The sequence below is a fragment of the Arsukibacterium perlucidum DSM 18276 genome (genome assembly GCF_000382165.1).
Lineage (GTDB): Bacteria > Pseudomonadota > Gammaproteobacteria > Enterobacterales > Alteromonadaceae > Alishewanella > Alishewanella perlucidum.
This window is the reverse complement of sequence record NZ_KB907702.1, coordinates 225068-248853: the sequence shown is the minus strand read 5'-3', so window position 1 is coordinate 248853 and position 23786 is coordinate 225068. Positions and strand designations below refer to the sequence as shown.

24 protein-coding genes are annotated in these 23786 nt (G+C 48.7%); 12 read left to right on the top strand and 12 right to left on the bottom strand.

Annotated features, from left to right (window positions below; genetic code table 11):
* Positions 1-213: 213 nt before the first annotated feature.
* The 7 genes from H141_RS0102690 to H141_RS0102660 all read left to right on the top strand — a co-directional run bounded on the left by H141_RS0102690 (position 214) and on the right by H141_RS0102660 (position 8762).
* Positions 214-1383: a nucleotide sugar dehydrogenase gene (locus H141_RS0102690; RefSeq protein WP_019674703.1), complete on the top strand. Its 1170-nt coding sequence runs from the start codon at positions 214-216 to the stop codon at positions 1381-1383.
* A 206-nt stretch (positions 1384-1589) separates the two neighbouring features.
* Complete coding sequence (gene galU, locus H141_RS0102685) at positions 1590-2489, top strand: UTP--glucose-1-phosphate uridylyltransferase GalU (protein WP_019674702.1); 900 nt, start codon at positions 1590-1592, stop codon at positions 2487-2489.
* A 119-nt stretch (positions 2490-2608) separates the two neighbouring features.
* Positions 2609-4585, top strand: a complete 1977-nt coding sequence (locus H141_RS0102680) for a polysaccharide biosynthesis protein (protein ID WP_019674701.1) — start codon at positions 2609-2611, stop codon at positions 4583-4585.
* A gap of 94 nt (positions 4586-4679) precedes the next feature.
* A complete protein-coding gene (locus tag H141_RS0102675; RefSeq protein ID WP_019674700.1) occupies positions 4680-5069 on the top strand; it encodes a hypothetical protein in 390 nt (129 codons plus the stop codon).
* A 134-nt stretch (positions 5070-5203) separates the two neighbouring features.
* Positions 5204-5899, top strand: coding sequence for a YjbF family lipoprotein (locus H141_RS0102670; RefSeq protein ID WP_019674699.1), 696 nt, complete (start codon positions 5204-5206; stop codon positions 5897-5899).
* Complete coding sequence (locus H141_RS0102665; protein ID WP_019674698.1) at positions 5896-6654, top strand: capsule biosynthesis GfcC family protein; 759 nt, start codon at positions 5896-5898, stop codon at positions 6652-6654. Before H141_RS0102670 ends, H141_RS0102665 begins: the two co-directional genes overlap by 4 nt.
* Complete coding sequence (locus H141_RS0102660) at positions 6651-8762, top strand: YjbH domain-containing protein (protein ID WP_019674697.1); 2112 nt, start codon at positions 6651-6653, stop codon at positions 8760-8762. The genes H141_RS0102665 and H141_RS0102660 overlap by 4 nt, the downstream gene beginning before the upstream one ends.
* 29 nt (positions 8763-8791) lie before the next feature.
* On the opposite strand, the gene H141_RS0102655 is transcribed toward H141_RS0102660, so the two are convergent.
* Both H141_RS0102655 and H141_RS0102650 read right to left on the bottom strand, forming a co-directional pair.
* Positions 8792-10318, bottom strand: a complete 1527-nt coding sequence (locus tag H141_RS0102655; protein WP_019674696.1) for a sensor domain-containing diguanylate cyclase — start codon at positions 10316-10318, stop codon at positions 8792-8794.
* A 103-nt stretch (positions 10319-10421) separates the two neighbouring features.
* Complete coding sequence (locus H141_RS0102650; RefSeq protein ID WP_019674695.1) at positions 10422-11006, bottom strand: thymidine kinase; 585 nt, start codon at positions 11004-11006, stop codon at positions 10422-10424.
* Between the two features lie 151 nt (positions 11007-11157).
* Here H141_RS0102650 and H141_RS0102645 point away from each other — a divergent pair, with 151 nt between their 5' ends.
* On the top strand, positions 11158-11574 hold the full coding sequence (locus H141_RS0102645; RefSeq protein ID WP_019674694.1) for an MAPEG family protein: 417 nt from the start codon (positions 11158-11160) through the stop codon (positions 11572-11574).
* A gap of 233 nt (positions 11575-11807) precedes the next feature.
* Complete coding sequence (locus H141_RS0102635) at positions 11808-13040, top strand: serine hydrolase domain-containing protein (RefSeq protein WP_083923019.1); 1233 nt, start codon at positions 11808-11810, stop codon at positions 13038-13040.
* Here H141_RS0102635 and rlmA read toward each other — a convergent pair.
* Entirely contained in the window at positions 13037-13864 is an 828-nt protein-coding gene (rlmA, locus tag H141_RS0102630) for a 23S rRNA (guanine(745)-N(1))-methyltransferase (RefSeq protein WP_026349185.1), read from the bottom strand. The two genes, H141_RS0102635 and rlmA, sit on opposite strands and share 4 nt — an antisense overlap.
* A 117-nt stretch (positions 13865-13981) precedes the next feature.
* Here rlmA and H141_RS0102625 point away from each other — a divergent pair, with 117 nt between their 5' ends.
* On the top strand, positions 13982-14311 hold the full coding sequence (locus H141_RS0102625) for a DUF440 family protein (RefSeq protein ID WP_019674690.1): 330 nt from the start codon (positions 13982-13984) through the stop codon (positions 14309-14311).
* A 67-nt stretch (positions 14312-14378) separates the two neighbouring features.
* Complete coding sequence (locus tag H141_RS0102620; protein ID WP_019674689.1) at positions 14379-14924, top strand: hydrolase; 546 nt, start codon at positions 14379-14381, stop codon at positions 14922-14924.
* A gap of 44 nt (positions 14925-14968) precedes the next feature.
* Here the strand turns inward: H141_RS0102620 and H141_RS0102615 are convergent, their stop codons facing one another.
* Both H141_RS0102615 and H141_RS0102610 read right to left on the bottom strand, forming a co-directional pair.
* Positions 14969-15772 (bottom strand): S1/P1 nuclease, encoded by an 804-nt coding sequence (locus H141_RS0102615; RefSeq protein WP_019674688.1) that lies wholly within the window; start codon positions 15770-15772, stop codon positions 14969-14971.
* Positions 15773-15775: 3 nt separating this feature from the next.
* Positions 15776-16639: a 23S rRNA (adenine(2030)-N(6))-methyltransferase RlmJ gene (locus tag H141_RS0102610; RefSeq protein WP_019674687.1), complete on the bottom strand. Its 864-nt coding sequence runs from the start codon at positions 16637-16639 to the stop codon at positions 15776-15778.
* Positions 16640-16771: 132 nt separating this feature from the next.
* Here H141_RS0102610 and H141_RS19765 point away from each other — a divergent pair, with 132 nt between their 5' ends.
* On the top strand, positions 16772-17671 hold the full coding sequence (locus H141_RS19765; RefSeq protein ID WP_083923018.1) for a tRNA/rRNA methyltransferase: 900 nt from the start codon (positions 16772-16774) through the stop codon (positions 17669-17671).
* Here H141_RS19765 and H141_RS0102600 read toward each other — a convergent pair.
* From H141_RS0102600 to H141_RS19755, 7 genes are read right to left on the bottom strand one after another with little or no spacing between them, the layout of a single operon-like run.
* Positions 17668-18435, bottom strand: coding sequence for a LytR/AlgR family response regulator transcription factor (locus H141_RS0102600; protein WP_019674685.1), 768 nt, complete (start codon positions 18433-18435; stop codon positions 17668-17670). The genes H141_RS19765 and H141_RS0102600 overlap by 4 nt on opposite strands.
* Positions 18428-19549, bottom strand: a complete 1122-nt coding sequence (locus H141_RS20860; RefSeq protein WP_019674684.1) for a sensor histidine kinase — start codon at positions 19547-19549, stop codon at positions 18428-18430. The genes H141_RS0102600 and H141_RS20860 overlap by 8 nt, the downstream gene beginning before the upstream one ends.
* On the bottom strand, positions 19542-20780 hold the full coding sequence (locus H141_RS0102590; protein WP_019674683.1) for an ABC transporter permease: 1239 nt from the start codon (positions 20778-20780) through the stop codon (positions 19542-19544). Before H141_RS0102590 ends, H141_RS20860 begins: the two co-directional genes overlap by 8 nt.
* Entirely contained in the window at positions 20773-21483 is a 711-nt protein-coding gene (locus H141_RS0102585; protein ID WP_019674682.1) for an ABC transporter ATP-binding protein, read from the bottom strand. Before H141_RS0102585 ends, H141_RS0102590 begins: the two co-directional genes overlap by 8 nt.
* A gap of 1 nt (position 21484) precedes the next feature.
* Entirely contained in the window at positions 21485-22636 is a 1152-nt protein-coding gene (locus tag H141_RS0102580) for an efflux RND transporter periplasmic adaptor subunit (protein WP_019674681.1), read from the bottom strand.
* 22 nt (positions 22637-22658) lie between these two features.
* On the bottom strand, positions 22659-23354 hold the full coding sequence (locus tag H141_RS0102575; protein WP_019674680.1) for a YIP1 family protein: 696 nt from the start codon (positions 23352-23354) through the stop codon (positions 22659-22661).
* Positions 23347-23682, bottom strand: a complete 336-nt coding sequence (locus tag H141_RS19755) for a superinfection immunity protein (RefSeq protein ID WP_019674679.1) — start codon at positions 23680-23682, stop codon at positions 23347-23349. Before H141_RS19755 ends, H141_RS0102575 begins: the two co-directional genes overlap by 8 nt.
* Positions 23683-23786: the final 104 nt, after the last annotated feature.

The window sequence follows — 23786 nt, the reverse complement described above, 5'->3', positions numbered from 1 at the left end:
CTGTAACCATAGCAACTATAAGTACGGTAACCAATAGCATTTGCCGGATACAAACAGTCTCGCCGCTGCATTATACATTTCCAGAATTTAGGATAAATGCTATTATCGCCGGCTATTTTTACTGTAGTTATACAAACTGTGGTAAATGAACAACAGTAATCAGCACTGAATAATACAGTCTGCTGGCTAAGTGGAATAAGGACATTGCTGACAATGTTAAAAGTCGCTATCGCCGGAACCGGCTATGTAGGGTTATCAAATGCGATGCTGCTGGCGCAGTACAATGTAGTAACGGCAATTGATATAGTGCCTGAGAAAGTGGCATTGCTAAATGCAAAAAAATCGCCAATTGAAGATGTTGAGATTTCTGATTTTCTGGCGAATAAATCGCTGAATTTTACCGCTACCCTGGATAAGCATCAGGCCTATGCTGATGCTGATTTTGTTATTATTGCAACTCCCACCGACTATGATCCGGAAACAAACTATTTTAATACCAAAAGTGTGGAGGCGGTAATTGCAGATGTAATGACAATAAACCCTGCCGCATTGATGGTGATTAAATCTACGGTACCGGTAGGCTATACCGCCAGCGCCCGTGAAAAGTTTGGCACCAGCAATCTGATTTTTTCGCCTGAGTTTCTGCGTGAAGGTCGCGCTCTGTACGATAATTTGCACCCCAGCAGGATAATAGTCGGAGAACAAAGCGAGCGGGCTGAGCAGTTTGCTTTTATGCTGCAACAAGGTGCGGTGAAACGGGATGTACCGGTGTTGTTTACTGACAGCACCGAAGCTGAAGCAATCAAGCTGTTCTCAAATACTTATCTGGCAATGCGGGTGGCTTACTTTAATGAATTAGACAGCTATGCCGAGAGCCATGGCTTAAATAGCCGGCAAATTATTGAAGGTGTCGGCCTGGACCCGCGCATTGGCAAGCATTATAACAATCCTAGTTTTGGCTATGGTGGCTACTGTTTACCAAAAGATACTAAACAACTACTGGCGAACTACAAAGATGTGCCGAATAATATGATTCAGGCTATTGTTGAAGCCAACCGTACCCGCAAAGATTATATTGCAGATGCAATTTTGAAGCGTAAGCCGGAAATTGTCGGGGTGTACCGGCTGGTGATGAAATCGGGTTCAGATAATTTCCGTGCTTCGGCGATCCAGGGCATTATGAAACGGATCAAAGCTAAAGGTATTGAGGTTGTGGTTTATGAACCTGAATTAAAAGAGTCGCATTTTTACCATAGCAGAGTTATTAAAGATCTGGCTGAATTTAAGCAAATTTCCGATGTAATTGTCGCTAACCGGCAAAGTGACACTTTGGCTGACGTTTCGGATAAAGTTTATACCCGGGATTTATTTGGCAGTGACTAGCTCGTGAAACGAGCGGTGACTAGCTGCCTGCGGCAACGGTAACGAGCTTGCTACGCAAGCAGTAACTAGTTCGCTGCGCGAACGGTCACAGGCCCTTTTTGCCGGTCACTGCTGCCTTTGGCAGCTCGTGACTAGCGACATAGTCGCGAGTCACGGCAGTGCAAACAGCGAAGTCGCGCGTCACGAATTTTAAGTTTGGAGTTTAAATGAAAGTAACTAAAGCGGTTATTCCGGTCGCCGGGTTAGGCACCCGAATGTTGCCGGCCACTAAGGCCATTCCAAAAGAAATGCTGCCGGTGGTTGATAAGCCATTAATTCAGTATGTGGTGCAGGAATGTATCGCCGCTGGGATCAAAGAAATTGTGCTGGTTACTCATTCCTCTAAGAACAGTATTGAAAACCACTTTGATAAAAGCTTTGAGCTGGAGTCTATGCTGGAAAAACGGGTAAAGCGTCAGTTGCTAGAAGAAGTGCAGGCGATTTGTCCGAAAGACGTGACGATTATGCATGTGCGCCAGGGAGAGGCGAAAGGCCTTGGCCACGCTGTGCTGTGTGCCAGACCATTGGTGGGGGATGCACCTTTTGCTGTGCTGCTGCCTGATGTATTAATTGATAGTTATGATAGTGACTTAACCCGGGATAACCTGGCGCAAATGAATCAGCTGTTTGCGTCGACTAATATCAGTCAGGTTATGGTAGAACCTGTGCCCGTGGCCAGCATTTCCAGCTACGGTGTGGTGGATGTTGCAGGCTATGCCTTACAGATTGGCGAGTCAGTGGCGATGACTGCCATTGTTGAAAAACCCCGACCGGAAGATGCCCCGTCTAACCTGGCGGTGGTTGGGCGTTATGTTTTTACCCCTGATATCTGGCAGGCATTAAAAAGTACCCCGCTGGGTGCAGGTGATGAAGTGCAACTGACGGATGCTATTGCCATACTGATGAAAAGCCAGCAAGTTAACGCTTACCATATAATCGGCCGTAGTCATGATTGTGGTAACAAGTTGGGCTATATGCAGGCTTTTGTTGAATATGGATTACGTGACAGCAGCCTTGGGCCTGAATTTAAACACTGGCTGCTGCAAATTGTAAACAAAAAAAATTAAGTTATTGAGTTGAATGACGGATTGCCTGTAACTATGAGAGATATGCTGCTAATGTTATATTCAATTTCGATTAATAACCATGGTTCAAACACCGTGCTGCCATTTGTTGGGAGTGTTAAATGCTAGCTTGGTTACTGGCGTTACCCCGATCTGTTAAACGACTAATTTCTGTTTGTGTCGACCTGGTTTTTCTGAGCGCGGCCCTTGTCGCTGCCTTTTTTTTAACCCAGAACGGCGACGTTACCAGTGTTGCGGATATCGCTATATCCTTTGCGGTAGCGTTGCCGGTTACCTTATTTATTTTTATTAAACTGGGCCTGTATCGGGCTGTCATTCGCTATATTGGTCAACATGCACTGGGCGCAGTACTTACCGGCATTGTCAGCAGTGCATTCGTACTGGCGTTGGCATTTGCAGTGCTGGGCGTACATGATAAGGGCAACCTTATATTTGTCTACGCCATCCTGGCCCTGGTTAGTTCAGGCGGGGTGCGCTTACTGGCCAGAATGTTTTTAGTACAACGTAATAATAATCATAAAACCCGGGTTCTGATATACGGTGCAGGATCGTCTGGCCGGCAGTTAGCTCATGCGCTGCTTAACGGTGAACAGTATCATCCGGTAATGTTTATTGATGATGATACGACATTGCAACGCTCAACTATTCTGGGCATTTCGGTGGGCTCTCCTTCACAAATCAGCTCGTTAATTAAAAGCAAAAATATTAGCCGGGTGCTACTGGCATTGCCCTCGGCTAGTCGGGCCCGTCGGCGCGAGGTACTGGATGCGTTAGATGAGTTGCCCATTCCGGTGCAGTCGATACCTGGGATGAGTGACTTGGTTGATGGCACCATGCGAATTGATGAGTTACAGGACGTTAAAATTGAAGACTTACTGGGCCGGGATGCGGTAGCCCCGAAAAGCAAATTAATGAATGCCGATATTAAAGGCAAGGTGGTAATGGTTACCGGCGCAGGAGGCTCTATTGGTTCTGAGCTGTGCAGGCAGATCATTCGTTATGAGCCTACTATGCTGGTGTTGTTTGAGCTGTCAGAGTTTGCCCTGTATAACATCGAACAAGAGCTGTCTTCTCTGATAGGCCGGGAGGAACTGGCGGTAGAGCTGGTGCCGGTAATGGGCACTGTGCAGCGGCAAAGCCGGCTGGAAACGGTGATGCGTACTTTTGGTGTAAATACGGTATACCATGCGGCTGCTTATAAACATGTGCCTTTGGTGGAATACAATGTGGTAGAAGGCGTGCGTAATAATGTGTTTGGTACCTGGTATACCGCAGAGGCAGCGATAAAAGCCAGAGTAGAAACTTTTGTGTTAATTTCAACAGATAAAGCGGTTCGGCCTACTAATGTTATGGGGGCGTCGAAACGGCTGGCCGAATTAGTGTTACAAGCGTTGGCAGAGCATCAGAATACTACCCGCTTTTGTATGGTGCGTTTTGGTAATGTACTGGGCTCCAGCGGTTCAGTAGTGCCGCTGTTTCGTGAGCAAATTCGCAAAGGTGGGCCCTTAACGGTAACGCACAAAGATATTATTCGTTATTTTATGACAATACCGGAGGCTGCACAGTTAGTTATTCAGGCCGGCGCCATGGGCAAAGGTGGTGATGTTTTTGTGCTGGATATGGGTGAGCCGGTAAAAATAGCTGATTTAGCCAGAAGAATGATCCATCTGATGGGGTTGGAAGTGAAAGATGAAATCCACCCCAATGGTGACATTGAGATCCAATATAGCGGGCTCAGGCCAGGCGAGAAGTTATATGAAGAGTTGTTAATTGGCGAAAATGTGCGGCAGACCGAGCATAGCCGGATTATGGCGGCTGATGAAGTGTATTTAAGCTGGTCGGAAATGGCCCATTTATTGACGCGCTTAGATGAGGCCTGCGAGGAGTTTGCGGTTGAAAAAATTATTGAGTTAATTCGCAGTGCGCCTACAGAGTTTAACTACAGTTGTGCCACCAGCGATTTAGTTGTCAGGGCGGCGTGTGATATCGCAAATGCCAGCCAGCTTGCTGCAGTAGCACTCGATAATGTAGCCACTGTTAATAAGGCCTCCCGCCTTATTCGCAAGCAAATTGCATAATGTGTTTTTTTAGTAATTCCGGTTGAGTATCTTTGGTGTTTAGTTTAAGCTGCTGCCATATCGGTTTTTTATTTTGTTAATTGAGGGACAGACTATGAAAAAATTAGTTGTTGCCGCTGCGGTTGCTCTGGTATTCGGTACCAGTGCAGTTGTAGCGCAAGACCAGGCTGGTGGTGCCGGTGCATCTGGCAATACAATCGGTGGTGTTAGTGTCGAGAAAATTGCTGCTGGTGCAGTAGGTGTTGCGGTTGCTGCCGCTATCATTTCTAACAACAGCGGTACCACTTTGCCAATTATTCCACCACCACCACCGCCACCACCACCACCAACTGAAACCTGTGAAGGTGATGACCCATTAGTGGATGGCGAGTGTATAGGTACTACTACTACTGTTACCGTAACTGGTACTGGCACTGGTACTAACACTGGCACCACAACTGCGACTGTTCCGGTCACCTTTACTTACGCTCCAACCTTGCAGTAAGTAAATAGTTGTGAAAAAGGCCGCCAGCTGGCGGCTTTTTTATTGTGGTTATATTGTATTTTTTAGCAGAATATCGTGGCTAAACAGGCGATTTTATTAACATTTTTCGGTATGCTTAGCGGAATTTCCATCAGATGATTGTATTTGTGATTCGCAACTTAATTCTATTGCTGAGTTTTACGCTGCTAACCGCCTGCGCCGGTACTTACCGTGCTTATATTGATACTCTCAGCTATGCCTTCAGCCCGCCACCCGAGGCCAGTTTAACCCGGGAACAAGTTAGCTCTGCATCTTCTGATTTATTGTATATTCGCCATGGTGAACGGCCACAGGTGGTGCTGGCGCTGGCTTTTATTGAACAGGGCCAACAAAAGTGGATTTCAGCTGATCAGGTAGTATTTGTTATTGAACAAGGGCGGTTAGTTCGAACTGCCGGCCTCAGCAATGACTTACTGTATCTGACCAACCGGGGGGCAGATCCTTTAAAGCGGTTACCGGGCGAGCAATTCCGGGCCAGTTGGTTACGGCTGGCCGATTGGCAACAGGGCGAATATGGCTATCAGATCCGGTCTGAGTTTAAAGCTGCCGGCCAGCAGGAATTAACGTTTTTTGACCGCAACATAACGACCCTGGTGTTTGAAGAATTTCTGGAATATCCAAATCAGGCAAACTTTGTCGGTGCCGCAACGTCCTGGCGTAATACCTATTGGTTTGATAGTGCCAGTGGCCTCCTTATCCAAAGCCGTCAGCAGTTGTCGCCTCAAGCCGAACCCATAGAAATGACCTATATCAGCCGTATTGACCGTTTACTGGAGGAACGCCGTTTATGATGTCTATTTGCCGTCGTTACGGCCTGATTGGTTTACTGACGCTGACCGGTTGTGTTAGTGCAAAACCGGGCGCCGCTGAGGCAGTGGTTAGGGTGCAGTTTAACGGCCAGTCATATATCTACCAGCAGCCACCGCGTTTAGCGGATGTATTAGGGGCTGTAGCGCTAACGGATGATTGGTATTGGCCGGCAAGCGGCTTGTACCGGCTCGACACAGCGCAACCGGAGCAGCTTCGCAGGCAGATTATACAGCAACTGGCGGCACTGAAAGGTAAGTGGCAACAGGATAGTAACTATCAAAATAGTATTGAGCAGTTAAAATTTCAGTTGCAGCAGTGGCAGCTTGCCGAACGGGTAGCCATTAAAATTGATTATGATTTAGCCCGTTTAAAACCAGCCGCTAATCCGCAATTTGAACCCGGCCAGTATTTACTGAGGTTAACAGGCAGGCCTCAGCATATCATGGTGTTTGGTTTGGCCCGGGCAGAGCGGATCACCCATTATGGCAATTCCTCAGTGACGGTGTACGCCGGGCAATTACGCCGGCTTGCCGGAGGCAGCACAGACTGGTTATATGTGTTGCAGCCGGATGGTGCAGTGATTAAAGCCGGCATTGCCAGCTGGAACCAGCAGCATATTGAATTAATGCCTGGTGCGCAGTTATTTGTGCCTTTTGATACCAGCTTTTTTGGTGCTGAGTTTGCCGAAATTAATCAGGCAGTATTAAAGCTCGCCAAACACAGGGTGCTGCCATGAGTTGTGCTTCACGACATTTTTCACGTCAGGGTCTGGCCATTTTGCTGGTTCTGTTATCGGCAAGTGCTGGCGCAAATTCTTCATTTCAGCAGCAGAGTGCCGGCTATTCGCAAGCGGTCAGGGGCGGTACCGGCTTGCTTCAAACCCCGACTGCCAGGATGGCGCCAGAGGGTAATTTATCGATGAACTATAGCGATAACGAAGAGTATCGCTTCTGGTCGGTAAGTATTCAGCTATATCCCTGGCTGGAGTCAACTGTGCGGTATACCGACGTCAGAACCCGTTTATACAGCGACTCACCGGGCTTTAGTGGCGATCAAACCCTGAAAGACAAAGGGATAGACGTTAAACTCCGATTGCTGGAAGAAAGCCGCTATCTGCCGCAGCTGGCAGTGGGTTTTAACGATTTTGGCGGCACAGGTTTTTTTACCAGTGAGTTTGTCGCACTGAGTAAGCGTTGGGGCCCGCTGGATTTTCATCTTGGTATGGGCTGGGGGTACCTGGGAACAGCTGGCAATACCGTAAATCCGTTTTGTGAGGTGCGTGACAGTTTTTGTAATCGCCCGGGTGGTTTTAGCGGTTCGGGCGGCATGATTGACTATCAGAAGTTTTTTAAGGGCCCGGCATCATTATTTGGCGGTGTAGAGTATCAGACACCCTGGCAGCCACTAAAGATAAAGCTGGAATATGAAGGTAATAATTATTCACAGGACCGGGCAGGGATTTTAGCGCAAGACAGTCGCTGGAATGCTGCTGCTGTTTATAGCTGGGGCAATTTTGATTTCAACCTGAACTATCAACGGGGTAATACCGTTGGGTTTGGCGTCAGTTATGCGCTGAATATGCACGATATCCGCCAGTTGAAAATTGAACAGGCACCAAGACCGGTTAATGCTATTGCCAATGACATTGAGTTTAGTGATGTCGACAGGGCAAAGTTGGTGCAGGATTTATTTCATGAAGCCGGCTTTCTGGTTCGGCGCTCGCGGATTACCGATGACGAAATAATCTTGTACGGCAATCAGTTTGCTTACCGCGATTACGAAGTAGCGAATGAAAGAATGGGCCGGATTCTGGCAGCAGTTTTACCGTCTGACATTAAACGCTACCGGATAGTTAATTTTAGCGGCCAGCTACCGATGGTAGAGACATTAATAGAAGCTGAACAGTTGATCCGTGCCGCCAGCTATCAGAGCTTCGAAAATGATATTCGCTCCAGTTATGTCCGCAGCGATGTTAGCAGCGATACCCTTGCCAATTACCAACCGGGTGAAGTATCCGGTTTTGGGACTGGCATGGAAACGTTTTGGATCCAGACCTTTGGCAGTCCGGAGTCGTTTTATATGTATCAGGCCGGGGTTATGTTAACCGCGGGGTATACCTTCAACCGCACCACGGCTATCCAGGGCGCCGCTAAAGTAACGCTGTTCGAGAATTTTGATAAGTTTAATTTTAAAGTTGACGCTCTGGATACGCCTTTACCGCGGGTACGGACCTTTGTGCGGGAGTATGTAACGCGCAGCCCGGTGCAACTTGAGAACTTCTATGGCCTCTGGCAAGACCGCTTAGGGTCTGATTTATATGGCCAGGTATATGGCGGCTATCTGGAAACGATGTTTGGTGGTATTGGCGGCGAGCTATTGTACCGGCCAGTAGACTCCAGCCTGGCGTTTGGTTTTGATCTTAACTACGTCCAACAACGCTCGTATGAAAATGACTACGACTTTTTTGACTACAAAGTATTAACTGGCCATGCCAATATTTACTGGCAGCCGCCGTTTTTAGAAGACACCTTACTGACCTTTAACATTGGCCGGTTTCTGGCTAAAGATAAAGGGGTGAATATTGATTTTGCCAAGCGCTTTGACAGTGGCATAGTGGTAGGTGCCTATGCCGCCATTACCGATGCCTCTTCAGAGGAGTATGGTGAGGGCAGTTTTACCAAAGGCTTTTATGTGTCTATCCCGTTTGATCTGTTCTCATTAAAGCCCGCGATTGGCCGGGGTAAGTTGCCCTGGATCCCGATTTCACGTGATGGTGGCCAGGCGTTAAACAGACCACATTTGCTATACAACTCTACAGAGTTACGTTCACCGTTTCAGGATTAAGCCAGCTTGCAAAGTACTTAGCGGAGAATTTAGCTGGCCACAATAATACGATTGCGGCCAGCTGCCTTAGCCTGATACAGCGCCTGGTCTGCTTTACTCAGCATATGTTTAGCGCTGGTATTTTTATCAGCGATTACGCTATAGCAGCCGATACTGGCGCTGAGATAAGGCGCCACATCTGATTTGCAATGCTTAATTTGCAGAGTTTTAATGTGTTTTTGCACCCGCTCAGCTACCTCAAGACAGGCTTTACTATCGCTGGATGGTAAAATAAGTACAAACTCCTCACCACCATAACGGGCGGCAATTTCACCCTGGCGCCGGCTTTCTGTAATCAGTGCCGCAGCAACCTGCTGCAGCGCTTCATCGCCTGCCTGATGGCCATAGTGGTCGTTATAGGGCTTGAATAAATCGATATCCAGTAAAATTAAGCTAAGTGGTTGCTTGTGACGAGCGCTGCGTTGCAGCTCTTCTAACAGTTTTTCATCGAAATGACGCCGGTTAGCCAGACCCGTCAGGCCATCCTGGTTAGCTTGTTTTTGCAGTTCCTGATTTGCTGTTAGTAACTCTTGCTGGATCTGTTGTAACGACACCCGATAGTTTACATTTTGAATGCTATTGGCAATCATCTCGCCTACCAGTTTAATCCGCCGCAGATCGTTACTGGTCCAGTTGCGCTGTCGGGCAACCATGTCGCAGCCAACAAAGCCGATAAGTTTATTGCCAGCCAGCATAGCAGTGCACAATACTGAACGAATATCTTCGTTATTAAATTCCTCTTGCTCGCTACTGGCTTCAGGCGGCAACTGACTAACATCGGCCACCGCGAAAATATGGTCTTGCTGAATTTTTTCAAAGAAATAGGGTAAAGCGTTATCCGGTATATGTTGTAGGTTGTCTTTGTGCGCAGTGACGCCTTCACGCACCCATTCGTGCGTATTGCTCATTTCGCTCAGGTCATCGTTGAATTGAAACAGGTAGCTGCGGTCAGCATGACAAAATTCGCCCAAAGCGGCCAGCGCATCTTCAACATGTTGATCGAGGGCTTCACTGTCAACATTGATTAACTCAGTTGAAATAAGGGACATTAACTTGTCAAAGGCCAGCGCTTCTTCTAACTCGGCTATGTCGACAGATGGACTGTATGCTGAAGGATTAGCTACTGCGCTGCCAGCGCTGTCTTGTAATGGGCATAACGTTACAATAATGGTAGTGCCTAAACTGAATTGTAATTTGATTAGCTGGCTCTGCAATATATAAGGCGTGATGGAACCTTTGATATCAAGTAAAACTTGCTTGCTTAATGTAGTGCCACTTAACGCCAGTAACAGCGGGTTGCTTAACAGGCTTATTTTATGATGCTGTTGATCTAATAACCTGACTTCAGACAGTTGCGGCAAACTAAGCGGCTTATCTGACTGACTAACACCCAGTAACTGGCGTGCCGCGGCATTGGCAAAAATATCCGCTTTGGCGCTTTCTTTATAAAGTAGCGCTACCGGTAACGGGTCTAAAATGGCCCAAAAGTGAGGGTAGCAGTCTGAGTTGTTAGCCATAAGTCACTATATCTGTTTTTTATTACTATAACGGATTGAGCGCTGATGGCAACTGCGCGGCCACAACCAGGCCGACACAGCTATGCCGTTAGCTGACGCCGGTTTACGCCTGCTGCCAGACCAGCTGTTTAAAATGCTGGCGGCACATTGAAACATAGCTTTCATTGCCGCCAATTTGCACCTGGCTGCCTGCAGTAGCGGCGTTGCCATCAGCGTCCAGTCGCACCACAAAATTTGCTTTGCGGCCACAATGACAAATGGTTTTCAGCTCGATTAATTTGTCGGCCCAGGCCAGCAGGGCTTCGCTACCAGCGAAGGTTTCACCAAGAAAATCGGTGCGCAGGCCAAATGCCAGTACCGGAATATTCAGCTCATCAACAATATCAGTAAGCTGGCGGACCTGGGCTTTACTGAGAAACTGGGCTTCATCAATCAGCACGCAGTCCAAACGGCCTTTAGCTTTAAGCTGCTGCGCGTGGCTGGTAAAGTTAAACTCCGGGTTAAAGATATGGGCGTCCATCGCCAGACCAATCCGCGAGCTGACTTTGCCCAGGCCAAAGCGGTTATCCAGCGCCGCGGTATAAATGGCCACAGTCATGCCTCTTTCCTGATAATTATAAGCACTTTGTAATAACGAGGTGGATTTGCCAGCATTCATTGCCGAGTAATAGAAATATAGTTGGGCCATTGTGCGATCCTGAAAATTGACGGCTAAGAATAGCGAAAGCGGCTATTGCTGTAAACGCTGGTGGTAAATGTTGAGCATTGGCATTCGGGGTAGTAACAGGCATACTTTGCCAGCATAAATTTTAATTATAATAACCTGATAGGGAATACTGATGGAAAAATTGATGTTGCTGCCCGTTTTCGCCCAGATGTTGCTAACCAGTATAGTGATGATTTTAATGGGGCGGCGCCGGATTAACGCAGCGAAAACCAAAGAAATTAACATGAGTGCCTTTCGTACCATGGATTTAAGCGGGGCAAGTGAGCAGGTAATTGCTACCAGCCGTAATTTTGATAACCAGTTTCAGATGCCGATGCTGTATATGTTCAGTGTGCTGTTTTGCTTGCAGTTTGGCCTGGCGGATTTAACATTTCTGGTTATGAGCGTGGTTTTTGTGGCGCTTCGCTACTGGCATACCATTGTCCATATTGGTAGTAACAATGTGCGGCTGCGCTTCAGAGTATTTTTGTTAGGTTGTCTGGTGTTGTGGCTGATTTGGGTCCGCTTGCTGGTTATGGCGTTTATTTAAGCTGGCCTGCAAATAACCTTTTTTAATTTAACGCCTTGGCTTGCACTGCTGAAGCCTGTAGTCTACCTGCCGCTTTTGGCCGGTTGGCGGCTAATAATTTTAATGTTACCGTGCTGCCCAATTTTATTGGCTGACCCGCAAAGGTGATTCAGTTAGCAAAACACCCATTTGGGACCACCGGCAAGCATAAATTAGAGGTTATTTTGATTCGAGTATTTTTAGCTGTAGTACTGATGAATTTATTATTGCCGTTGGCGGCTGCAGCCTTTGCTGAGCCTGTTACTGAGGACATTGCCGGAGTAAAGGCAGCAGAGCCCTTGCTGGCACAGCCGCTAACCACAGAATTACTGGCAGTGGAGCTGGCGGAGTTTGACCGCTATTTTAACGAGCAGATGGCCGAGCATGGCATCCCGGGTGCGGCCTATGCCGTGGTTTATCAGAACAAGATTATCAGTGCCAAAGGCTATGGGGTTAGAGATATCGATGGTGATGAGGCGGTTGATCCCTTCACGGTATTCCGGATTGCATCTGTTTCAAAAACTTTCGCCGCCGGCCTGGCCAGCCTGCTGGAGGAGCGCGGACATTTTCAATGGGATGAGCCGGTGGTGCAGTATATCCCGGAGTTTTCGTTTAAAAATGCCCTTTATAACCCGCAGTTAAAAATTGAGCATTTGTTGTCGCAAAGCAGTGGGGTTATGCCCAATGCCTACGATAACCTGATTGAAGCTAATATTGTGCCGGAGCGGATCTTACCGCAGTTTCAGAAAATTGACCCCTTGTGCAACCCGGGCCAGTGTTACGGCTATCAGAATGTGTTGTTTAGTTTAATTGAGCCGATAATCAGCCAGACTACCGCCAGCGATTACGCCAGCTTGCTGAAGAAAAATATTTTTGACCCGCTGCATCTGCCGACGGCGTCGGTCGGTTTAGAAGCCTATTTACTGAATGAGAACCGGGCCAGCCCGCACATCCGGGCCAGAGGCCGCTGGCATTCGCGCAATGTAAATCAAAGTTACTATCGCTTTGCGCCGGCGGCAGGGGTCAATGCCAGTGTCATTGACTTAAGCCACTGGCTGATAGCCCAGCTGGGCTATTATCCGCAAGTAATGCCGCAAAAAGTGCTGGATAAAATTATTGAGAAACGGGTAAGAACGCCGCGTGATTTGCGCCGGGCGCAATGGCGTAATTACATTAAAGATGCTCATTATGCACTGGGCTGGCGGGTATATCAGTTTGGTAGTGAGCAACTGATTTATCATGGTGGCTGGGTGCAAGGGTTTCGTGCTGAATTAGCCTATTCGCGTGAACGTGAACTGGGCCTGGTTATCTTGCTTAATGCTGAGTCTAATGTGGTAAATGAGCTGACGCCCAGGTTCTGGGCCAGCATGTTTGCAACGTTACAGCAGCAGGATAAAGCCAGACTGGCAAAATGCACGGTAGATACTGCCGGAAAAGCGCAGTGCTAAACAGTCGGCGGGCTTATTGCAGTCGCTTCGCTTAATTGATAAACGTCCAGCAGGAAATCGATACTGATACTTTGGGTCGCGGCAACAAAAGCCTGGCGGCTTTCGCTGCTAAACTTCCAGGCTAGCGGTACCATCTGCAGCAGGTTATCCAGCTGCTGCGGTTCGGTAATAGCCAGCCGGTAGCTTAACTGTTGCCGTTGGGTATGCACCAAGCCTGGCTCTTCCTTTATCACATCACTATGCAGTTTTACCTCGCGGTAAACTGCCTGCTTCATTTCAACTAAATGGTTGGGGCCCGGGTTAACACTGATTAGCCGCCCCTGTGGTTTAAGCACCCGCTGTAACTCTGGGTTATCTGATGGCGCATAAATCCGGATCACACTGTCAAAGCTATTATCGGCAAACGGAAGCTGATAAGCACTGGCGACGGCAAAGCGGATATCAGGATAGTGGCGGGCCGCATATTTAATAGCTGCTTTGGAAATATCAATGCCGCAGAGCCCGGCTGCCGGGCTCAATGCCTGTTGTAACCGCCCGCTGTAGTAACCTTCGCCACAACCTAAATCAAGTATCTTTGCCGGATTGGCCTGCAGTACCAGCTTATTTACGGCGTCAGACAACGGCTGATAGGCCGCACTTTGCAAAAAAGCCCGCCGGGCCTCGATCATCAGCTTATTGTCGCCGGGATCTTTTGAATTTTTCTGCTGCACCGGCAACAGGTTAACGTAGCCCTCTTTGGCAAGGTCAAAACTATGCCTGCTGGCACAACCATACTGGCGGCCGGTTAACTGCAATGGCTGGCGACAAAGTGGGCAAATATACATGCTGAGATCCGCTACTATAAACGGGCGCAGTGTAACAGCTTGGCAGCTTTGCACGCAAAGGCTTGCTATAATGCCGGCAAAATACGCGCGCAAATCGATTATTAAAGGGCAGGACATATGCAAGGTTTAGAATTATGGTCGCTGGATGAGCTGTGCGATCATGCTTTTGATATTTTTGAAGAGCTGGCAGCCGATAATCTCAGTGCTGAAGACTATAACCAGTATCAGCAGCAATATGAGCAGCGCGGTTATGTTGACCTGGTGCTGCCCGGGGCAGAGTGGGTAGAGCTGATAATGCAGGATTTAGAGCCAGAACTGCATTATGAGGCGCAAATAGGCTTAACCGGGCTGGATGGTAATGCCGATAAAGTGCTGGCCCGCATTTTGTTAAGCCGCGAAAAACACGATGCAATGTGCCACGCACAGTGGCGAACCTCCGAGACGTGACTGGCAAATCCAGCAAAAGAACATTATCCGTTTTTTAAAAATCAGCAAGGCCAGTGAGGGGAGATCTATGTTATTACAAGCAAACGACAGTATGGTGTTGCTGATTGATATTCAGCAAAAGCTGGCACCGGCAATATATGAAACCAAGGAAGTTGAGCAAGCGGCGGCCTGGGTACTTCAGGTGGCACTGCAGCTGGATATTCCATTGCTGGCAACGGAGCATTATCCCAAAGGGCTGGGCCATACGGTGCCAAGTTTGCGTGAGTTGCTGCCCGATGATGCGGTAGTAGAGAAAATTTACTTTAGTGCCTACCGCGAACTGAGCATTCAGCAAAAGCTGGCTGGTCTTGGCCGGCGACAGATAGTGGTTATTGGTACCGAAAGTCATGTTTGCGTGTTGCAGACGGTTATTGATTTACTGGCGGCTGGCTATCAGGTGTTTGTGGTGGCAGAAGCCGTGGGCTCGCGTGCTCCTGACAACAAACAACTGGCGCTGAGCCGGATGCAGCAGGCAGGTTGTCAGATTATCAGTAAAGAAATGCTGGCGTTTGAATGGCTGGAGCGGGGCGATCATGAAAGCTTCCGCCAGATCAGCAAGGGCTGGATCCGCTAGGGTTAGCGGTTCAGCTTTTTATGCTGCAAACTTATTCCGCTAACTTATTCTGCTAACAGCCTGTCCAGGGTTGCGGCCAGCCGCACAGCTGCTTGTAACAAGCGTTGCTCCAGGGTTGCCTGGTGTTTAGCCAGGTAGCTATCATCTATTAACATGCCTGGCCGGTAATCCTGATATAACCCTATGGTAATGGTTGCCGATTCGTTGGTCCAGGCCATTAAATCAGTTTGCAGCCATTGTTGCTGCTGAGCTTGGCTCAGGCGGGTAAACAGCTGTTGCTGCTTTGCCGGCTCGTTGTAGCCCAGCTTTGCCAGCATATTACTGTCCCAGATCCCATGTAAGTTTGACGGCTCACCATAAAAATATAGCGCAGTGCGATTACCGCCTAAGTCATCAGCAAAGCTGACGTGCAGTGGCTGGTGTAAGTCGCTGATATAGTGGCTTAGAAACAGCAGCGCCTGCCAGTCTTGCTGGTTTTGCTGCAGCCTTTGTTGCATATCTTCAATGGCTGATACCACACAGCCAACTTTGGGGCAGTGTTCCCGTGTAACAACCGTTTCGCCGCGTTGCAAGTTGATATAGTGATGTGGTTTAGTCCAGGCAAACTTATCTTCGGAGCGCACTTCATCTGGCCAGACACAAGCCGGCCCAAAGCTTTGATAAGGTGTTGCCGTTAATAACTGATCCAGTTTTTGCCGGGTGGCAGGCTGCACCAGCTGATAACTCATGTCGCAGATCATAATGTGGCCGGTGCGGCCAAATGCCTGACTGTCAGCTGACAATAGCAACAACAGTAAAGCTGCAGCGGCATAGCCAGCCATTTTGTGGAGTTTTAGGTGCACAACCATTATTTACTCTCCAACCAGCTGGCTGACCTGCCACAATAACCGGGTATCTTCCGGGCTTGCTACTGGTGTGCCGGCCAGTAAAGGGGCCAACTCAGTCAGGGCGTCACGCATATTATCGGCCAAAGTGTAAGGCGGATTTATGACAAGCATACCGCTGCCACTCATGCCAAAGCCTGCTTTATCCGGGTAGGGGCAATATTCAATCCGCAGCTGGTTTTTTATACCGGTAGCCACAATAGCTGAAATAAAGGCTTCAACCGCCGGGCGTTCAATTACCGGATACCAGATAGCGTAAGTGGCCTGGGGAAAACGGCGATACGCTTCGCTCAGGCCGGCTACCAGATCGGTGTATTCAGTTTTAAGCTCGTATGGCGGGTCTATCAATACCAGCCCGCGTTTTACCAACGGCGGCAACATGGCTTTAAAGCCGGCATAAGCATCGATATTTTCAATCCGGCTATAGCGCCGTTTGGCAAACTGGCTTTGCAGAATAGGAAAGTCGCTGGGGTGCAGTTCGGTAGCCTGAATAGTATCCTGCGGGCGCAGCATTAAGGCGGCAATTTTCGGTGAGCCAGGATAAAACGCCAGTTCATTGTCCGGGTTAAGGCCTTTAATCAGGTTTACATAGCGGGCCAGTGGCAAAGATGTTGGTTGATAATGCCAGAGCCTGGCAATGCCTTGCTGATACTCTGCTGTTTTTTGGGCCTGCTCGCTGCTCAGGCTGTACAAGCCTGCGCCGGCGTGACTGTCGTGATAACACAGCGGTTTATCTTTTTGCAGCAGATAATCAAGAATTGTAACCTGCACCAGATGTTTTAATACATCGGCATGATTGCCGGCATGATAACTGTGGCGATAACTGAGCATGCTGCAGTGGCCCTGATTTGATGACACTTTACAATAATGCGGCCAAGGATACTGGGGTAACGGAAAAATACAAGTAATAGCGCGGTAGCGATGGTAAAATCGGCGTCATTTCGCGTGATGCAGGACATTTTAATGGTTGATAAACCAAAGCACGCTGGCCGCAGCCAGCAGCAACGAACCGTCAAAACGGGCAACAAAAAGCGCCAACAAGAACCACAAAAAAACGTGTTACAAAAGCCGTGGTTGAAAAAAACACCAGCCAGTAAAACTGCTCGACCATCTGTTCATAATGACGAGAGCAAAGTTTATGGCGAAAATGCCTGCCGGGTGTTGTTTAGCCAGCGGCCAGAGGCCGTGATCCGCTTGTATATCTCACAACAAATGGCACCGAAATTTGCCGATGTAATGAAGTACCTGGCCAGTGAAAAAAAGGCCTACCATATTGTTGACGATGCCGAGCTGGAAAAAGTAGCGGCCAGCCAGCATCACGGCGGTATAGTGCTGCTGGTTAAACGCAAACCTGTAATGTCGATAGCAAATTATTTAAATCAGCAGCAGCCAAAACAGGATTGTTTGCTGGCTTTAGACGGCGTATCAAATCCACACAATTTAGGTGCTATTGCCCGTACTTGTGCTCATTTTGGCGTTACCGGCATTATTATGCGTGAACCGCAGTTGCTGCAATCGGGTGCTGCACTGCGCACCGCCGAGGGTGGTGGCGAATTTATCAGCCCGCTCAGCTGCGACGATATGCCGCTGGCACTGCAGCTGTGTAAGCAAGCCGGTTATAGCCTGGTAACAACGTCCAGCCATGGCGGCCAGTCGTTGTATCAAACGGCTTTGCCGCAAAAAGTAGTCATTGTATTTGGCGAAGAGATGTTTGGTGTATCAAAAGCCGTAGCCAACAGCGCTGATATTGCGCTGCAAATTCCGGGCAGCGGCAAGGTCGAATCGCTGAACGTCAGCGTAGCCGCCAGTTTAATTGTGGGTGAGTGGTACCGCCAGCACAGCGAAAATAACAGCTTGCTTTAAAAGCTGCTGAACAGCTGGCGCAGTTGCTGGGTCTGGCGCCGGCTGACTTCTATTTGCTGGCCATCGCGCAGTACCGCCAGCATAGAGCCGGAACTTATCCCTGCTTCGATATGCTCAATGGCATCCAGCCGCACGATATCGGCCCGGCTGGTCTTGAAAAAGTAAGCCGGGTCCAGCTTTTGCTCAATTCTGGCCAATGAGCTGTGCAAAAAGCTTTTGCCATAGCTGGTATAAACCGCAGCATGGTTGCCTATGCTTTCAAAGCGATAAATTTCCTGTAAGCGTATTATGCGATTAATATCGCCGAACTTTAGCAAAATGCCATGATGTTCAGGTAACCATTGCTCTTGTATTTGATGCTCTGCTATTGGCTGCTCTGTGCTATCCGATAGCTGGCTGCTGGCGTCAGTTGCCGGCAGGCGGGCAATGGTTTTTGCCAGCCGTTCTGGCGCAACCGGTTTTAGTAAGTAATCGATAGCATTCAGTGAAAACGCATCCAGCGCATAACTGTTAAAGGCAGTAACAAACACAAAGCGGGTAGTGGCCTGAATGTTATTTGCCAGCTCGATACCGGTTACTTCCGGCATCTGGATATCCAGAAATACCAAATCAATCTGTTGCTGTGCCAATATCGCCAGCGCCTCAGCTGCGCTGGCTGCCTCGGCCACAACTGCGCATTCGGGATGAGCTAGCAGTAAACGTTTTAATTCGTTACGGGCCAGCCGTTCATCATCAACAATTAAGGTTCGAAAGTGCTTAGGCATAGGGCAGCTCCAGGCGCACTATATAATGTGTTTTATTATGCTCAGTGCTGATACTGGCCTGCTCGCCGAACATCAGTTGCAGTCGTTTACGACAATTGCTGAGCCCGGTGCCGGTGCACTGGCTGTCTGATACTGCGCCAAAGGTGTTAGTCACCAGTAACTGCCACCGATTATTACCTAACCTGCTGGCGCTGATGGCAATGCTGCCAGCTGCAGCATTAGGGCTGATGCCATGTTTTACCGCATTTTCCAACAAGGTAAGTAAGCACAGGGTCGGCAGTAATTGCTGTAATACATCGTCAGTAATATTGACCTCAAGCTGTAGGCGATGCTCCAATCTAACCTGCTCTATCTTCAGGTAGTGCTGGCACAGCAGCCATTCTTCCTGCAGGCTGGCGGTTGGCCGCAAGTGCGCCTGTAAATGGACCCGGAATAACTCGGCCAGCTGGGTAAGGGTATCGGCCGCTTTGTGCTGATCCTCAAAAATCAGTGCCCGGATACTGTTTAAGGCATTAAATAGAAAATGCGGGTTTAGTTGATTGGTTAACTGCTGCAATCTGGCTTGCTGCATTTCTTCCTGTAAGGCTATACGGCTTTGGCGCATCTGCCAGCCAAGGTAAAACAGACTCCATAGAATATACAGGCCAAAATGCATCGACCACATCATTATCACCAGGGTAGTGAGCGAGAAGTGCATCTGCAGGCCTTCGGCACTGTCTTTATCGACAATGGCAATTTGCTGCATATCAGTATTGCTAAGTGCTGGTAAAAACGAGATAAAAACGCTTACCAACGCCAGTATCAATGATGCCAGCATCAGTAAACCGGCGAATTTGACAGATGTGCCCAGGTTGAAACCGCGATAATAAAAAATTCTAAGTGGCGGGCGCAGCAAAAAATGACTTACCAGCACAAAACAAGTAGCTTCCAGCAGATAGCGAATAAAGAAAACAACTAGCAGACCTTGTTGCTCATCCATCATAAAAGGCAGGCTGTATAGCAGATAAAAACTGACAAACAGGACAAAGGTCAGCGCCTGGCCGATACGGTAAGCCCGGTTAGTTTGCCAGCACAGCTGCCAGTGCTGGCGCCAGTAAGATAGGGGTTTATTCATAACGAAGTGCATCTATTGGGTTAAGACGGGCGGCTTTAATGGCAGGTGCCAGGCCAAATACTACGCCGATAAGCGTGGTAAAACCAATTGCCAGCAGCACGGCCCATAGTGGCACTAGCGCCTCAGGCATGGCTGGCATCATTAAGCCAATAAAACTGGCAACACCAGCGCCAAGTGCCAGGCCAATAATGCCGCCAAACAGCGACAGTACCAGAGCCTCTACCAGAAACTGAATAAGAATAAACTGCGGTGTGGCACCCAGTGCTTTGACGATCCCAATTTCCCTGGTCCGTTCGGTAACCGAGACCAGCATAATGTTCATTACACCAATACCACCTACTAATAAACTGATACTGACGATACCACCAGCAACCAGGGTAATGCTGCGGGTAATGGTATTAAATTGCTCAATCATTCGCTTTGCACTGACAAATTCAAACGGATCGGCTTCATCTGCGGCAAGTTTGTAATGCTGGCGCAAAATAGCGCGCATTTGTTGCTGTATTTGTTCTGCGTCAGCGCCGGCGGCCGGCCGGAACATTACCTCAATATTGCGGGCCGCCAGTTCACCACTAAGCGAGCGGATGGTGCTGAAAGGCGCAATAATATAGTTGTCCTGATCAAAGCCAAACATACTGCCACGGGTTTCGGCTACGCCGATGATCCGAAACCAGTCACCTGACAAATTAATGAACTCACCAACCGGGTTGGCTGGTAAATCAAGCTGCTTAATTAAAGACGAGCCGATAAACGCCACCCGGCGGCGACGGTCATCGTCACTGCCTGATAAAAAGCGACCTGATTCCGGATATACCCGCACTACATTCTGATAGCTGCTGTCGGTACCGATAATCTGCGATTGGGCAGTGTTACGACCATATTGCACCTGCGAGCCCATACTGAAAGCCTGCATGCTGGCTGTCATATCTTCGACGTTGCTTACCCGGCTTTGCAGTAACAGAAAGTCATCATAATGCAGCCGGTTATGAATGCCGAGCATTTGCTGGTTCGCAGGGGTGTAGGCTCTGAGCGTGATCATATCACTGCCTAAATCATCCAGCTGGCTGGTAATACTGTGGCTCAGCCCCTGCATAATGGCGACAACAGTAATGACAGCGGCAACACCGATAATAATGCCAAGGGTTGTTAACGCGCTGCGCAAGCCGTGGGCCCGGATTGAAGCAAAAGCAGCTTTGCTGCCCTCAAAACCCGCATGTAACAATTTACGCATCGCCGGCAACTCCCGCTGGATTGCGAAAATCCTGTTCAATTTCACCGTCGACCAGCCGGATCACCCGCTGACAGTGATCGGCAATATCCTGCTCATGGGTTACCAGAATGATGGTATGGCCTTCCTGATGCAACTGATCGAACAACGTCATGATATCTTTCGTGGTTTTGCTATCCAGGTTTCCGGTTGGCTCATCGCCGAGCAGGATCCGCGGTTTGGTTACCAATGCCCGGGCGATGGCAACGCGCTGACGCTGACCGCCAGATAACTGGTTGGGTAAATGAGTGGTTTTATCAGCTAAGCCAACCCGCCGCAATGCGTCCAGTGCCAGCGCTTTGCGCTGACTGTTGGCCATTAACCGGTAGATCAGCGGTTGCATTACGTTAGCCAGCACGGTAGCGCGTGGTAGCAGGTTAAAGCTTTGAAAAATAAAGCCAACAGCTTCGTTGCGAAGTTCGGCCAGTTCGGTTTCATTCATGGTTGAAACATCGCGGTTTGCCAGTTGGTAGTGGCCGGCGCTGGGAGTATCAAGGCAACCGAGAATATTCATTAAGGTTGATTTGCCGGAACCAGAAGGGCCGATAATGGCAACGTAGTCGTTTTCAGCAATGGCCAGATCCACCTGCTTTAGCGCATAGAATGTATCATCGGCCATCTGATAACTTTTACTGACTTGCTGCAACTGAATTACTGCGTTGCTCATCTCAGTTGTCCTGGCGTTCGGTGTTAAGACGACGACCCTCAGCCAGACCGAGCATGGTGCGGGCCGGGCCGACAATTACTTCATCGCCTGCTTGCAGGCCGGTGACAACTTCCTGCGCAATATCAGTGGCCATGCCCAGGGTCACCGGTTGTTTCACTGCCTGCTCGTCCACAACTTTCCAGACGTAGTATTGCTTTTCACTTTGCTGGATGGCGGCAATAGGTACCTGTATGCTCTGCTGTTTTTGCGACATGATAATTTCTGCCCGGCAACTCATGCCGGGAAATAGTGCTATGTCTTCCGGTTGCAACAACACTTTAACCCGGAATGACAAGCTCTGACTTTGGTTCAGATATCGGGCAGAAGTGGCAATCTGAATAACCTCACCTTTGATAGCCTGATGCGGATAGGCCGCAGCGTAAATTTCAGCCTGCTGACCAATATGTACATTAGCGATATCGGCTTCATCTACCCGCAGTTCGGCCAGAATGGCACTGGGATCGGCCAGGGTCATTAGCGGGCTTCCAATAATATTGGTGCTGCCGGCTATGACAGTTTCGCCGGGTTTAATATCAACGGTGGCAAGCAAGCCGGCAATGGGCGCCCGGTATACGGTTTTACTTAAATTATCTTCTGCCATTGCCAGGGTGGCCAGGCCCTGCTGCAACGCTGCTTCACTTGACCGGACATTAATGCCGGCAATATCAAGCTGACTTTGCAAGCTGTCTATAGTTTCCTGCTGAACAAGCCCGCTGCTATATAACTGTTGTTGCCGGCTGAACTGACGTTGTAAATCAGCCAGTTGTGCTTTGGCCCGGGCAATATCAATTTGCTGGCTTTGCACCATGGCCCGGGTGCGATTGACGTCAGCGGCAAAAGCGGTGTCATCAAGCCGCATTAAAATCTGGCCTTTTGTCACCACTTCGCCTTCTTCAACCAGCACTTCCAACACCCGGCCTGTTACTTCAGAGCGGATCTGGATTTGGGTATTAAACTCCAGATTGCCAGAGGCCAGAATACTGTCGGCCAGCGCGCCTTCACTAACCAGCGCCGTGGTAACGCTGGTAGTTTGTTGTTGTTTACGGTATTGGCTCAGGCTGATTAGCCCAACCAGCACGGCAACAATAACCAGTAATATCAGCAGTTTTTTCATTGGTTAAATCCGTTTAGCCGGCTCAGATAAATACGGCCCATAGCCCATAAATCAGCAGCAGTGGTAAAGAACCCAGCAGGGCGCTTTTCGCTGCGCTATAACCACTCCAGCTATGCAGGCCGACAGCAAATAAGCCCGCTATCCACAGATAGATTAAGTTAAAGTTTTCAGCCCAGGTATACCAGGCAGCACCAGGCTCCAGGCCAAACAGTAATTGGTTTAGCGATAAGTAGTTGACTGTGGTTAGTGGTAGGTTAGGGTCGCTGCTGATCAACACCAGAATAATCAGGCCCAGCATGTTTAGTACACCTGGCATATTGCTCCATACCGCCAGCGCAAACCAGTCACCATAAGGCCTTTTTTGGCCCGGGTTGCCCACCAGCATCAAATATAACGCCATAATAGCCATCATTATCGGTGTTATCACCAGAATGGCTGCTACCGAAATAATGCCGGTTTTGTCCGCCATCTGGCCCATTACTGCCCGGCTTTCTGCAATTTCTGCCGGGGACATACTGTGAGCTACCTGGGCAATTTGTTGCTCAACTACCCACTCAGGGCTCATACCCGAGTAAAAGTACCAGACGCCAAACATATTAACCGCAAGGATCAGCAGCAGGGGAAACCAGCTCCAGCCTTTTTTTTCCGGAAGCACATTAAACAGTTGTTTGGGCGCGACATAAATATCCAGCAGCGCCTGGCTGACATTGTTACTCATGAGTGTTCTCCACTGGTTGGCTGGTTTTGTTTTTATTAAATAAGTTCTTGTCCAGCAGCTTGCCACTAAACGCCACACCTATCAGGGCACACCAGGCAATCACAGAAAAACCAGCCGGTATATTTGCCAGGACAATTTTGCCAAGGTGTTTGCGGTTAAAAAATAGTGCAATCAGGCTTGGGATAAAATAAATAACAACAAACAATGGGATAAACCAAAGAAAAAATCCCACGCTGCTTTGTTGGTATAAATGTAACCACTCTGACGATTCAAACATATCATGCTCCCAGGTGTTAACAAAAAAGTTAAATGTAACGAGTTTTGTCATAATCAACTGCAAGCAGTGTAAAACGATTTGCCTGAATGGGAGTGAAGTAAATGATAAGCGGTTGTTTACGGTGATTTTCGGCAGAATTGGTTCATTAAGGGTGT